Genomic DNA, 13,042 nt, shown 5'->3' with positions numbered 1-13,042 from the left:
CCGCGCGCCACTGGCGCGGCGTCTCTTTCCCTTCTATAATAGGTCTATGCTTACACGCGCGGTCCTGACCCTGTGTCTCGCCCTGCTGCCCGCCCTGCCGGCGCCTGCGGCATCGGAAGTCCCGCAGGTGCCGGCCGGACAGAATTCCTCGCGGCCGGCGCAGGCCGCCTTGGAGCCGGCCCCGGCCGCGCAGGTCGTGGCCCAACTCGTGGCGCGCATCTTCGAGCAGACCCACTACAACCACCGGCCCATCGACGAGGCCGTGTCCCGGCAATGGCTGCACGACTATCTCGAATACTACGACTACAACCATATGTTCTTCGAGAAGTCCGATGTCGATGAGTTCGGGGCCCGCTACGGAGACCGCCTGGGCGACCTGATCCGCAACGGCGATCTCGCCCCGGCCTACGAGATCTTCGAGCGCTTCCTCAAGCGCGCGCAGGAGCGCAAGGCCCAGGTGGAGAAGGTCGCGGCCTCGACCTTCACCTTCACGGAGGACGAAAGCCTGGTCGTGGACCGTCACGAGCTGCCCTGGCCAGCCGACGAGAAGGAGTCGGCGGGCCTCTGGCGCCTGCGCGCCAAGTTCGACATCCTGCAGGAGCGGCTCGGGGGCACCAAGCCCGAGGAGCAGGTCAAGACGGTGCTCACGCGCTACGACCGCATGGTGCGCAGCTTCAAGGAGTTCGACGCCAACGACGTGCTGCAGGCCTATCTCGACGCCTTGGCCCACTCCTACGACCCCCACTCGGACTACATGGCGGCGCCGAGCGCCGAGAACTTCAACATCAGCATGAAGCTCTCCTTGGTCGGCATCGGCGCCGTGCTGCGATCCGAGGACGGCTACGCCAAGATCGTGTCGCTGGTGCCGGGCGGTCCGGCCGCCAAGGACGGGCGGCTCAAGCCCAATGACAAGATCGAGGCCGTGGCCCAGGGCGACGGGCCGTTCCTGGATGCGGTGAGCATGAAGCTCGACCGGCTGGTCCAGCTCATCCGCGGCGACAAGGGGACCACGGTGCGCCTCAAGGTCATCCCGGCCGAATCCGCGGATGCCTCCAAGCGCGTGGTCATCACCTTGGTGCGCGACGAGATCAAGCTGGTCGACCAGGAGGCCCGGGCCAAGATCCTCACGGTCCCGGAGCCGGACGGCAAGAGCGCCCGCATCGGGGAGATCGACCTGCCCTCCTTCTACGCCGACCTCAAGGGCGCCGGCGACGCCAAGAGCACGACGCGCGACGTGCAGAAGCTCCTGGCCAAGCTGGAGTCCGAGGGCATCGACGGCCTGATCCTGGACCTGCGCCACAACGGCGGGGGCTCGCTCTCCGAGGCCGTGGCGCTCACCAAGGTGTTCATCAACGGCGGCGCCGTGGTCCAGGTCAAGGACACCCGCGGCTTCATCAGGGTCCTGCGCACCCCGGTCCTGGAGAGCGACGTCTCCTACTCGGGGCCCATGCTGGTGCTGACCTCGCACGCCTCGGCCTCGGCCTCGGAGATCCTGGCCGCGGCCCTGCAGGACTACGGCCGCGCCGTGATCGCGGGGCACAAGAGCACCTTCGGCAAGGGCACGGTGCAGTCGGTCGTGGACCTCGACCAGTACATGCCCACGGCCCTGCACGCCTACAAGCCGGGCTCCCTGAAGCTCACCATCCAGAAGTTCTACCGCATCTCCGGCGGCTCGACCCAGAACCGGGGAGTCGTTCCCGACATCCGCATGCCGGCCGTGGCGGATTTCATGGACGTGACCGAGACCTCGCTCAAGAACGCCATGCCTTACGACGAGGTGGAGCCGGTCCCGCACCAGAGGCTCGACACGGTGACCCCGGTCCTGGCCCAGCTCGAGAAGGGCTCGCAGCAGCGCATGGCGGCCTCGCCGGAGTTCGGCTACATCCGCGAGGACATCGAGCGCTATCAGAAGCAGCAGAAGGATAAAGCGCTCTCGCTCAACGAGGGCAAGCGCCGGGCCGAGAAGAGCGCGGACGAGGAGCGCGTCAAGAAGCGCAAGACCGAGCGCGCGGCGCGCAAGACGCCGAAGTTCCCGGCGGTCGAGATCTCCTTGGCCACGCTGGACAGCAAGCCCGCGCCCGCGGCGGCCGCGGTGCAGGCCTCGACCCAGGCCAAGACGGGGAGCCTCAACAGCGAGGAAGAAGAGAACAAGGACCCCTCGGCCCCGGACGTCTATCTCGACGAGGCGGCGCGCATCGTGGCGGACTGGATCGCCCTGACCCCGGGGCGAGGGCAGGCCGCGAGCCGGCCCAAGACCGACTCAGACGACTCCTTGGTGCCCTGAGCCCCCGAGCCGGGCCAGAGCGCCCCGCCAGGCCAAAGATGTAGGATATTTTCCGACACCCCGGAAGGTGGTTCCGCCATGAACATAGACCGCTGGACGACCAAGTCCCAGGAAGCCCTGCAGGAGGCCCAGCGCCTCGCGCAGGAGCATTCCCACCAGGAGCTCTCCGAAGAGCACTTGCTGCTGGCCTTGCTCAAGCAGGAAGACGGCGTCGTGCCCGAGGTGTTGCGCAAGGCCGGAGCCGACCCCGCGGCCCTCTCCCGGGCCGCGGCCAAGCGCCTGGAGCGCAGGCCCAAGGTCTCCGGCGGCCAGAGCTACGCCGCGCCAGGCCTTTCCAGGACCCTCAACGCGGCCGAGACCCGCCGCCAGTCCATGAAGGACGACTACCTTTCGGTGGAGCATCTCCTGCTCGGCATGCTCGACGCCGATGGAGACGGCGCCAAGCTGCTGCATGAGCAGGGGCTCAGCGCCGAGAAAATCCTCTCCGCTTTGACCCAGGTCCGCGGCAATCAGCGCGTCACCTCCCAGGATCCGGAAGGGACCTTCAAATCCCTCGAGAAATACGGCCGCGACCTCACCGAGACGGCCCGGCGCGGCAAGCTCGACCCGGTCATCGGCCGCGACCAGGAGATCCGCCGGGTCATCCAGGTCCTCTCCCGGCGCACCAAGAACAACCCGGTCCTCATCGGCGAGCCCGGCGTGGGCAAGACCGCCATCGTAGACGGCCTGGCCCAACGCGTGGTCGCGGGCGACGTGCCGGAAGGCATCAAGGGCAAGCGCGTCATCGCTTTGGACCTCGGGGCCATGGTGGCCGGCGCCAAGTTCCGCGGCGAGTTCGAAGAAAGGCTCAAGGCCGTTCTGAAGGAAGTCTCGGCCCAGAAGGGCCGCATCATCCTGTTCATCGACGAACTCCATACCTTGGTGGGCGCGGGAGCCGCCGAAGGCGGCATGGACGCGGCCAACATGCTCAAGCCCATGCTCGCGCGCGGCGAGCTGCGCTGCATCGGCGCCACGACCCTCGATGAGTACCGCAAGCACATCGAGAAGGACGCCGCGCTGGAGCGGCGCTTCCAGCCCGTGCTGGTCGGCGAGCCCTCGGTGGAGGGCACCATCGCCATCCTGCGCGGCCTCAAGGAGCGCTACGAGCTCCACCACGGCGTGGCCATCCGCGACTCGGCCGTGGTCGCGGCCGCGCTGCTCTCGGACCGCTACATCAGCGACCGCTTCCTGCCCGACAAGGCGATCGACCTCATGGACGAGGCCGGCAGCAGATTGCGCATGGAGATCGACTCCCTGCCCGCCGAGCTCGACGAGGCCGAACGGCGCCTGCGCCAGCTGGAGATCGAGGCCACGGCCTTGCGCAAGGAGAAGGACGAGCCTTCCCGGGAGCGCCTCAAGGCAATCGAATCCGAGATCAAGGGACTCAAAGCCAAAGCCCAGGACCTGCGCGGCCATTGGGAGAAGGAGAAAGGCCTGCTGGCCCTTTCGCAGAGGCTCAAGGCCCAGATCGACGAGCTGCGCACCGAGGAGAAGCAGGCCGAGCTCAAAGGCGACCTGCACCGCGCCGCCGAGATCCGCTTCGGCAAGGTCCCGGAGCTGGCCAAGAAGGTCGAAGGCCTGGCGGTCGAGCTGGCCAAGGTCCAGTCCGAGCGCAAGCTCCTCAAAGAAGAGGTCGACGAGGAAGACATCGCCCGGGTCGTGGCGCGCTGGACCGGCATCCCGGTGGAGAAGATCCTGGAAGGGCAGTCGCAGAAGCTGATGCGCATGGAGGAGTCCCTGCACCGCCGCATCGTGGGCCAGGACGAGGCCGTAGCCGCGGTCTGCGCGGCCGTACGGCGCTCGCGCTCCGGGCTCGCGGACCCGAACCGCCCCATCGGCTGCTTCCTGCTCGTCGGACCCACGGGCGTGGGCAAGACTGAGCTCGCCCGGGCCCTGGCCGAGTACCTCTTCGACTCGGAGAAGAGCATGGTGCGCCTGGACATGGCCGAGTACATGGAGAAGCACACGGTCTCGCGCCTCATCGGCGCGCCCCCCGGCTACGTGGGCTTCGAGGAAGGCGGCCAGCTCACCGAGGCGGTGCGGCGCAAGCCCTACTGCGTGGTGCTCCTCGACGAGATCGAGAAGGCCCACCCGGACGTCTTCAACATCCTGCTGCAGATCATGGAGGACGGGCGGCTGACCGACGGCCACGGCCGCACGGTCAACTTCAAGAACACGCTCGTGCTCATGACCTCCAACGCCGACCCCGCCGACCTCAAGAGCCGCTTCCGGCCGGAGTTCCTCAACCGCATCGACGAGATCCTGGCCTTCCGGGCCCTGTCCAAAGAGGATCTGCGCCGCATCGTGGACATCCAGCTCGAGCACGTGCGCGCGCGCCTGGCCGACAGGCGCGTGACCCTGGACCTCACTGACAAGGCCAAGGATTTCCTGGCCCAGGAGGGCTATGACCCGGCCTACGGCGCGCGGCCCCTCAAGCGCGCGGTCCAGAAGCTCCTGGTCGACCCCTTGGCCAGGCTGCTGCTCTCCGGAGAGGTCCGCGAGCGCCAGGCGGTGGAGGTTGACGCGGGCAAGGACGCCCTGAGCTTCAAGGCCGCAAAGAGCAAAACGAAGGTGGCCTCATCTTGACTTCCGGCACCGCAGGTGCCGGAAGCCAGCCGGCCCCCCGCGGGGGCCGGCTGTTCCGTTGGGGGACAGCGCCGTTGCTGTTGGTCTCCTTCTTCCTATCCGTGCCGACCCGCGCCCAAATCCTCTCCTCCGGCGCGGTCCGCATCGCCCTCATCGACAACATCCTTCCCCACTTCACGCAGGAGGACCTCGAAGCTCCCCTGCGCCGCCTCCTGCTGCAGTTCCCCTCCAGCGGGACTTTGCGCAACATCGAGTTCCTGCCCTGCTACTACAGCGGGAGCGACTACCGCTTCCGGATCCCCGACGGACTGGGGACGGTCCCGGACCAAGCCCCGGCCGCGGTCCTGGAGACCGAGGCGGCCGTGGCCATCATCTCGCCTCCCATCCCCGCCCTCGTTGCCGGACTGCTCCGGGCCGGACAGGACCCGTCCTCTTTCGAGGCCCTGTGGAGCGTGCATCCCGCGACCCGCAGCCTGGCGCTTTCCATGGCGACGACTCCCTCGGGCGACTCCTTGGTCACGGCCCTGATCGACCCGTCCCAGGGCGAAGGCGCCCGTTGGCACAACACCGCCGCGGCGCTGGCCCGCCTGCGCTGGGAAGGGCAGGACGCTTACATCATCATGGTCGGCAAGGGCTTCGGCGGCTTGGGCCGGCTGGCCACGGCACTTCAGCGCGAACGCAGCCATGGCCCGCCCATCATCGGGGTCTCTCATCAGGACATCCTGGGCGACCCTTTGGCCGAGCTCAAGGGCACGGCGCTCACGGATGCCTTGAGCAAGCTCGGTCTGGCCTATTCAGCCGTGGGTTCGGCTGAGATCTTCAACTGGGCCGACCTGGCGCGCTACCGCGGCGACCACCCGGACGGCATCCAGCTCCTGTCAGCCAACCTGGTCTACTCCAGCGCCCCGACGGTCAGCTTCCTGCCCGACCATGTCATGGTCGAAGCGGGAGGGCTCAAGGTCGCCATCACCGCGATCACCTCTCCCGATGCCAACCGGTACCTGGCGCGCTCTGGACTGGGCCACCTCACCGTCCGCGACCCCTTGCCCGCCCTGGAGGAACGCCTCCCCAAGTTCCGGGAGCAGGCCGACGTGGTCGTGCTTCTGGCCCACGCCAAGGAGGTCTCCATGGACCTTCGGCTGTTGGCCCGCGGCGTGGACCTGATCCTGGCCGAGAGCGGCGGCGAGCCGACGGGAACGCAGGGATCCGAGATGGACGTCATCGAGAAGGGCCGCAAGGAATACGAGCCTCCGCTCGCCACGCTGCGCGATTATCCCCTGGCTCTCGACATCGCCGAGGTCTCCGTCGAGCGCCGCCCGGGCGGGCGCGACATGCACCTGCGCAGCCGCACCATCCTCCTGGACGAATCGGTCCCCATCGCCGATTCCTTCTCCGAATTCGAGCCGGAGTCCTTCGGCATCACCTTCTCCACGGAGCCTCCCCTCATCCCTGCCGCCCGCGACATCTTCCCGCCCGCCGCGCAGGCCCGCGAGATCGGAGACCGCGAGTTCTGGACCATGGCCGCGGACCTTATAGCCGAGGAGACCGGCTCCGAGGCGGGGCTCCTGCGCGCTTGGCCGCGGGGCGTCCCCAGCGATGCCGGGATCAAGGAGAGCCTGCTGCGAGTCTGGCTGCGCTATGACGACCAGCCCGTCCGACTGAGCCTCAAGGGCTCCCAGCTCAAGGCCTTGATGGCCGAGAGCCGGTCGTGGAATGAAAGAGCCGAGGGCATCGGCGGCGAGCCCGCCTTCGTGATAGGAGGCCTCGGCCCGGCCGGCACGACCACCGTGCACGGCGTGCCTGTCGAGCCCAACGACCACTACCGGGTCACCACCACACAGATCTTCGCCGACATCCTGGGCCTGCCGGCGGAACGGGAACCGGTCCCTGGGAACCGGAGCATGGCGGACATCGTCCTGGCCGCCCTGCGCAAGCGCCAAGGCAGCCAGCCCGGCTGCTACCGCGACTGGATGGAGGGGCGTCCTATCAGGGAAAAAGGGCTCTGGCGGATCGACTTCCGGGACGTCAGTCTCAACCTGCAGAACACGCAGGTCGTGCGCGACGACGCTTTCAACTCGGTGTCCAACCCCCGCATCCAGGGCAGCAACGAGCTCCTCATCGCGGGCGAAGTCAGGACCGACGCCGACTACCTGCTGCGCGACTACAAATGGGGCAACACCTTGGAGCTCGACTACGCCCGCAGCAGCCTGCGGCCCCGCAATCAGCCGCCGATCACCAACGTCACGGCCAACCGCTTGAGCTTGACGACCAGCGGCACCCGCCGCCTCGGAGCGATCCCGACGCCGTGGCTGGCCCGCTCCTGGGGCCCGTCTCTGGCCTTCAACTACGAGACCCAGCTCGAGGCCACCCCGCCGCTGCGGCGCCGTCAGATCTTCTCGGCCTACCCGGGCGTCGAGTTCTACGACGGCGCTTTCGTGCGCTCGCTGCGCCTGGCGGCCAACATCAAGCGCGACTATTCCGTGGACCCGGTCCACACCCAGTACGGTCTGCGCACCCGCGCGCTCTTAGCCCGGGATTTCGGGCCCGGGCCCGTGAAGTTCGAAGGCGAGGCGTGGGCCAACTACTTCTTCCTGACCGACCACGACCAGCCCCAGGACCTGCGCTGGGAGAGCGACGTCAACTTCAAGCTGCGCATCCCCATCTTCAAGCACCTCACCATAGCCCCCTTCCTCGATTTCTACTCGTTCGCCCTCAAGACCCGGCCGCTCTGGGGCTACAGCGCCATGACCGGCGTCTCGTTAGGGTTCTCGCGGGTCTGGAAGCCGCAGTATGAGAAGTTCTAAGAGCTACCAGGGCAGGGACTTCAGGTAGGCCTCGACTGGGAGCTCCCCCTTGGACAGGCGGCGAGTGCCCAGCTTGGCCTCGGCCACGATCTGGGCCCGCAGCTCGGACAGCTTGGCGTAGAGGATGTCTCCGGGGCAGTCGGTGGAGCCCAGGTCCCGGTGCGCCTGGATCTGCGCGCCCGGGATCTGGTAGTCGACGACCAGCCGCCTGCCCAAGGCCCGGAAAGCGTCGAGCGCCTCGGCCGTGGGCTGATCCGATGTCGGCGGATGATAGTTCCCCATGAAGGATACGCCGAGGTTGCCCGTGTTGTGGTTGAGCACATGCGCGCCGACCACGCCCTCGGGCCGGCCCTCGAAGACGTGGCCGGTGGGAGAGATGATGAAGTGATAGCCGACGTCCAGCCAGCCCCGCCCGTTCATGTGGAAATCCTGGATAAAGCGCATCTCCGCCGCGGCCTCCTCGTAGGTCGCCGGCTTGCGGCCGGCCGTGTGGTGCATGGTCAGGCGCCCGGGCGCGTGCGCGGTGTAGTCGCCCTTGGGAGGCTGGGCTCCCCAATCCGCGCGCCGGACGAACCGGTACGTCCCGGCTGAGGGCACGACCACAGACGGAGTCTCCCGGGACCGAGGCTCGGCTTCAGGTCCGGTCCCGGAAATGAAGAGCTCGGCGTCGTAGAGCTCGAAGAGGTGCGCCGTCTTGACGCCCGCGTCCACGACGCGCAGGCGCAGGGGCCGGCGGCTGGGGCCGGCGAACCGGCAGCGCGCCCAGAACCGCCCGGTCGGGAAGCGCTTGACCTCGACCGGCGTCCACGTATGCCAGAGCCCCGCCAAAGAGGGCAGCGCGACTTCCAGGCGCAGGCCCCCGTCCGGCATGATACCCTGCAGAAGGACGGTGTCATACGGGAAGGCGGGTGCGTCACTATCGCCGGTGTCGAAGAGGACCCGCCCTTCTCCCGAGGGCTCTACGGCCTCCATGCGCGCCGCGGCGCGTCCGCTGAAACGCACGGATTCGCCGACGTCGTTGGCCGACGAGGCCGGAGCCAGGAGCAGGCTCGCGCACAGCAATGACCAGAAGCCCATCGCTGTCAGGTTACCAAATAGGCCCAGACGCGTCATGGGCCCTAAGTCCTAGATGCCTTGGCCAGCCCTAGAGCCAGCCCTGCTCTTTCCAGTACGCGTACTCGCCGCGCCAATGGTCCTTGCGCAGCGCGATGATCCTGCCGAAGTGCGCCATCGCGGCCTCGATGGCCCGCTGCTGGGCGGGATACCTCTTGCGGCCGGAGATGTCCTGGGAGAACCTCTTTCCGAACCGGACGGCCTCGGCGGCCTTCTTCTCCATGGCGTAGGCGCAGGCCGTGACGCCGCCTGAGAACTGCGCGCCGCAGATGTGCGCGTAATGCCGGAGATAGTCCAGGATGAGCCCGTCCTGGGTGCCGCTGCCCGAGGTGACCACCGCGCAGAGGTACTTGCCCATGAGCCGCTTGCAGTGGATGAAGTGGCTGGAGCGGTCAAGGACGGCTTTGAGAGCCGCGGTGACCTGGTTGATGTAGTTGGGAGTCGCCAGGATGATGCCGTCCGCGGCGAGCATCTTGCCCAGCAGGGCGTGCACGTCGTCCTTGACGGGACAGCGCATGCAGGTCACGTGGCAGGCTTCGCAGTGAGTGCAGTAGCCGATCTTGAGGTCGCGCAGATGCACGGTCTCGACCCGCGCCTTCGGGCCGAGGCCTTTGACCACATGCTTGGCCAAAGCCCAGGTCTGGCTGCGGGCCTTGCGCGGGCTGGCTGAGATCAGCAGGATTTTCATGGAGCCTCCGGTGCTACTGGTTGTATCTGGCCTTGTACTCCTTCTGGAGCTGTTCGGCCTCCTTCGGAGTCAGGCCCTTGCGCCAGACATGCTCTTCCTTGGTCATCAGGGCGTCGAGCTTGGCCTGCCACTTGCGGCCGAGGTCCGGACTCTTCTCCGAGGCGGCCTTGACCGCCGCCGGCAGGAAGCGCAGGTAGAAGTTCTTGGCCACCTCGTACATGCCGTGCCAATGGGTGTAGTCCGGGCCCATCATGCTGGCTCCGTGCCGGGCGCGGCGGCCCTCATGATGCCAAAGCTCCCAAAAATCCCACTGCACGTCGTGCTCCAAGGGGGCCTTGGCGCTGAGCACCCCGTCGGCTTGGAGCTCGTCCATGACGGCCTTGGCGGGCTTGCCGAACTTGTCGTTGTAGAGCGCGACCAACGAATCGAACTGCTCATAGAAGCCGTCGGCGAACTGGCGGCCGTGGCAGTTCAGGCACACGGCCTTCATGTCCTCGCGCCGCTTCTGCCAGGTGATGACCTGGGCCACCTCGCGCGTCACCGTGCGCGAGACCGGCTGCTCGCCTACCACGGCCTTCTCGACAGTCTCGATCTTCTCCCCGACCTTGGGGACCGGGCGGGTCTCCGGATAGTCCTCCTTGAACCCGTCCTTGAACACCACCAGGTTCTGCTTCACGCTGACCACCGGCCGCAGGGTCCAGCTGATGCGCTCGCCCACGTCGTGCGTGTTGCCCGCCACCTTGCCGTCCGGGCCCATATGCCCGGCGATGTGGCAGGTGGCGCAGGTCGGGGCGGCCGAGTAGTCCCGGCCCAGGATCCAGTCGCCCTCCTTGTCCAGCGCCATCTTGTCCTTGTTGGCATGGAAGGCGATGCCGTGCTTGGATTCGTTGTAGATCTCGATCTGCGGGTGGTCGGGCCCCATGTGGCACTTGCCGCAATTCTCGGGGTTGCGGGCGAGCTTGGACTCGAAGGAATGCCGGGAATGGCAGGCGTTGCACGAGCCCTTGGACCCGTCCGGGTTGAAGCGGCCGATGCCGCTGTTGGGCCAGGTGGCCGGATCGATCACCGGCCGGCCCTCCGGCCCGGAACGGAGCGCCGCCCCCTTCTCATCCTTCATGAACTTCACCACGCCGCCGTGGCACTGCAGACACCCGCTGACCGCGTCCGCCTTGTTGCCGGGCATGCCCGCCGCCTTCTCCGCGAGCACGTTGTCCAGGCTGGCCAGGATCTCGCCGGCCCGGGCGTGGTGGCTGCGCGCGAACTGCGCGGCCTCGTCGGCGTGGCATTGGGCGCAGGTCTTCGGGGTCACGATGACCGAGATGGTCTCGCCGTGGTGCTTCCAGGCCCCCGCGTCCGAGGCCTCGGCCCCGTGGCATTGCAGGCAGCCCACGCTGGCGCCGGCGTGTTTCGAGCGCTGCCATTCCATGACCAGGGCCGGAGAGTGGAGCTTGTGGCAGCCTGCGCAGTCCGGCTCGGCAGCCATGGCAGCGGCAGGCCGGACAGACAAGGCAAGGACGAAAAGCGCGGCTCGCAGCATCATAATTCCCCCTTCGGGGAATGATGATACATTACTTCGGGGCGGCCGCTAAACCCAGTCTTCGGAGAGGACGTCGCCCTTGAGGCCGACCACCACGGCCTTGAGCGGGACCTTGCGCTTGGCGCCCGCCGCCGCTTTCTTGGCCATGGCGAGCAGCCCCGAGCAGCAGGGCACCTGCATGATCATGACCGTGAGGGTGTTGATCTTGGCGTCGTCGATGAGGGAGCGGACCTTCTCCACGTATTCCTCCTGGTCCGAGTCGAGCTTGGGGCAGGCGATGCTCAGGCGCCGGCCCTGGAGGTAGGTCTCGTGGAAGCCGCCCAAGGCATAGGCCACGCAGTCCGCGGCCAAGACCACGTCCGCCTTCTGGAAATAGGGAGCGGCCGGCGAGATGAGGTGGAGCTGCACGGGCCAATGGGACAAGGCGGACTTGACGGGCTGGACCTGCCCTGAAGGTTCAATCTTAGGCGAACCAAAATCCATCGCCCTCGCGGACGGACAGCCTCCATGATGCGCGGCGTGCGGATGCTCGGCGGGTCGTTCTTTCTTCATATGCTCCTGCACGGCCTCTTCATCGAATATCAGGGCGTCGCGCTCCTCGATGGTCAGAGCCCCTTGCGGGCATTCGCCCAGGCAGGCGCCCAGGCCGTCGCAGTACGTCTCGCTGACCAGCTTGGCCTTGCCGTCGATGATCTTGATGGCGCCTTCGGCGCAGGCCGAGGCGCAAAGGCCGCAGCCGTCGCATTTCGACTCGTTTATGCGGATGATCTTGCGCTTCATGGTATGCGGATATTATGCGGCAGATCACCCGCATCCGCCTTGACTTGGGTCAAGCCGGTTTCCGCTTGCCTCAGAGCTCGGAGAGCCGCCTCTCGAAATGCTCGACCACCTGCTTGTTGATCTGCGCCATCATGTCCCCGAGCATGCAGCCGTCGACGCCGCAGCGCGGCTGGGACAGCAGGCAGCGGCTCAGCTTCATGGGGCCCTCGATGGCCTCGAACACGTCCCGGAGCCGGATCTCGGAGAGGGGGCGGCTGAGCAGATAGCCGCCCTTGGGTCCGCGCACCGCCCTGACGATGCCGGATCTGGCCAGGCGTTGGAATATCTTGGACAAATGAGCGGCCGACACCTTCATGGCCTCGGCAGCCTCCTTTGTGGTGATGGGCTCGCCGTTCCCCTTCGAAAGGTGCACCGCCGCATGCAGGCCGATCGTGGAGCCCTCCGAGATGTTAAGGATTCCCATCATGATTCATTCTCCCGTTGTAGATTGATGATACTAGCATACCATCACACCGGTATTTTATCAACCTTTACGCCCGGTTTCATATCCCGATTTGGGCTTCCGCGCGGACCGTATAGGTCGGGCCCCGGGGCGTCAGCCGGCTCTCGAAGAGGGCGACCCGGCCCACCTCCTGACGCATCTGCGGGAATCCCGCCCGGAGCGCCGCGGCCCTGAGCCGCTCATGGCCGCTCCTGCCGCGCCTGCGTCCGATGGTCAGATGCGCCGAGAACGGCCGGCCTTCTTCGGCTGCCCCCAAGGCCTCGGCCAAAGCCCCGAGCTCCGCGGCGCCGCTGCCGACCCCCACCCACACCACCTTGGGATCATCCCATGAATTGAAGGCTCCCACCGAGCCGAAAGAGATGTCGAACCGCGGTCTCTGCGCGGCCCGGCGCAAAAGGGCCTCTAGCTCAGGGATCCGGTCCAGGGGGGTCTCCCCGAAGAACCGCAAGGTGAGATGCAGGTTCTCCGGCTCCACCCATTTGTAGTCGGCGCCGGAGAGCCGCAGTTCCGCGATGAGTGCCGCCGCGGCGCACCGGACGTCGTCGGCCGCGGGCACCGCGATGAAGAGAGCATTTTCTCATCCAAGGATGAGCCTGGAGGCCGTTGACGGGCTTTTGTAGTTTCTGGGTCCGTTCTCCTTGCCGTTGGCGTTGTCGTTGAAGAGAAGAAGGGAGCCTTCATCGGCCGGTCCTTTCTCTTTTTGCTTCTT

The 13,042-nt window shown here is 67.1% G+C and carries 9 protein-coding genes; 3 read left to right on the top strand and 6 right to left on the bottom strand.

Annotated elements, in window-relative coordinates; genetic code table 11:
• Positions 1–46: 46 nt before the first annotated feature.
• From NTY77_19695 to NTY77_19685, 3 genes are all read left to right on the top strand, one after another.
• On the top strand, positions 47–2,284 hold the full coding sequence (locus tag NTY77_19695; GenBank protein ID MCX5797720.1) for a carboxy terminal-processing peptidase: 2,238 nt from the start codon (positions 47–49) through the stop codon (positions 2,282–2,284).
• 78 nt (positions 2,285–2,362) lie between these two features.
• Complete coding sequence (gene clpB / locus NTY77_19690) at positions 2,363–4,909, top strand: ATP-dependent chaperone ClpB (GenBank protein MCX5797719.1); 2,547 nt, start codon at positions 2,363–2,365, stop codon at positions 4,907–4,909.
• On the top strand, positions 4,906–7,713 hold the full coding sequence (locus NTY77_19685) for a hypothetical protein (GenBank protein MCX5797718.1): 2,808 nt from the start codon (positions 4,906–4,908) through the stop codon (positions 7,711–7,713). Before clpB ends, NTY77_19685 begins: the two co-directional genes overlap by 4 nt.
• Before the next feature lie 3 nt (positions 7,714–7,716).
• Here NTY77_19685 and NTY77_19680 read toward each other — a convergent pair whose 3' ends face one another.
• The 6 genes from NTY77_19680 to thpR all read right to left on the bottom strand — a co-directional run bounded on the left by NTY77_19680 (position 7,717) and on the right by thpR (position 12,889).
• Positions 7,717–8,790 (bottom strand): N-acetylmuramoyl-L-alanine amidase, encoded by a 1,074-nt coding sequence (locus NTY77_19680; GenBank protein ID MCX5797717.1) that lies wholly within the window; start codon positions 8,788–8,790, stop codon positions 7,717–7,719.
• 67 nt (positions 8,791–8,857) lie between these two features.
• Entirely contained in the window at positions 8,858–9,514 is a 657-nt protein-coding gene (locus NTY77_19675; GenBank protein MCX5797716.1) for an NAD(P)H-dependent oxidoreductase, read from the bottom strand.
• Between the two features lie 13 nt (positions 9,515–9,527).
• On the bottom strand, positions 9,528–10,997 hold the full coding sequence (locus tag NTY77_19670) for a multiheme c-type cytochrome (GenBank protein ID MCX5797715.1): 1,470 nt from the start codon (positions 10,995–10,997) through the stop codon (positions 9,528–9,530).
• Between the two features lie 102 nt (positions 10,998–11,099).
• The gene (locus tag NTY77_19665; GenBank protein MCX5797714.1) at positions 11,100–11,831 is read right to left on the bottom strand and encodes a 4Fe-4S binding protein; all 732 of its coding nucleotides are present in this window, start codon (positions 11,829–11,831) and stop codon (positions 11,100–11,102) included.
• A 70-nt stretch (positions 11,832–11,901) separates the two neighbouring features.
• Positions 11,902–12,297, bottom strand: a complete 396-nt coding sequence (locus tag NTY77_19660) for an Rrf2 family transcriptional regulator (protein MCX5797713.1) — start codon at positions 12,295–12,297, stop codon at positions 11,902–11,904.
• 76 nt (positions 12,298–12,373) lie between these two features.
• Positions 12,374–12,889: an RNA 2',3'-cyclic phosphodiesterase gene (thpR, locus tag NTY77_19655; GenBank protein MCX5797712.1), complete on the bottom strand. Its 516-nt coding sequence runs from the start codon at positions 12,887–12,889 to the stop codon at positions 12,374–12,376.
• Between the last annotated feature and the right edge of the window lie 153 nt (positions 12,890–13,042).

This window comes from Elusimicrobiota bacterium (genome assembly GCA_026388095.1).
Classification (GTDB): domain Bacteria; phylum Elusimicrobiota; class Elusimicrobia; order UBA1565; family UBA9628; genus UBA9628.
Note: the sequence above shows the minus strand (reverse complement) of the source record. Positions and strands in the feature narration are given on the sequence as shown.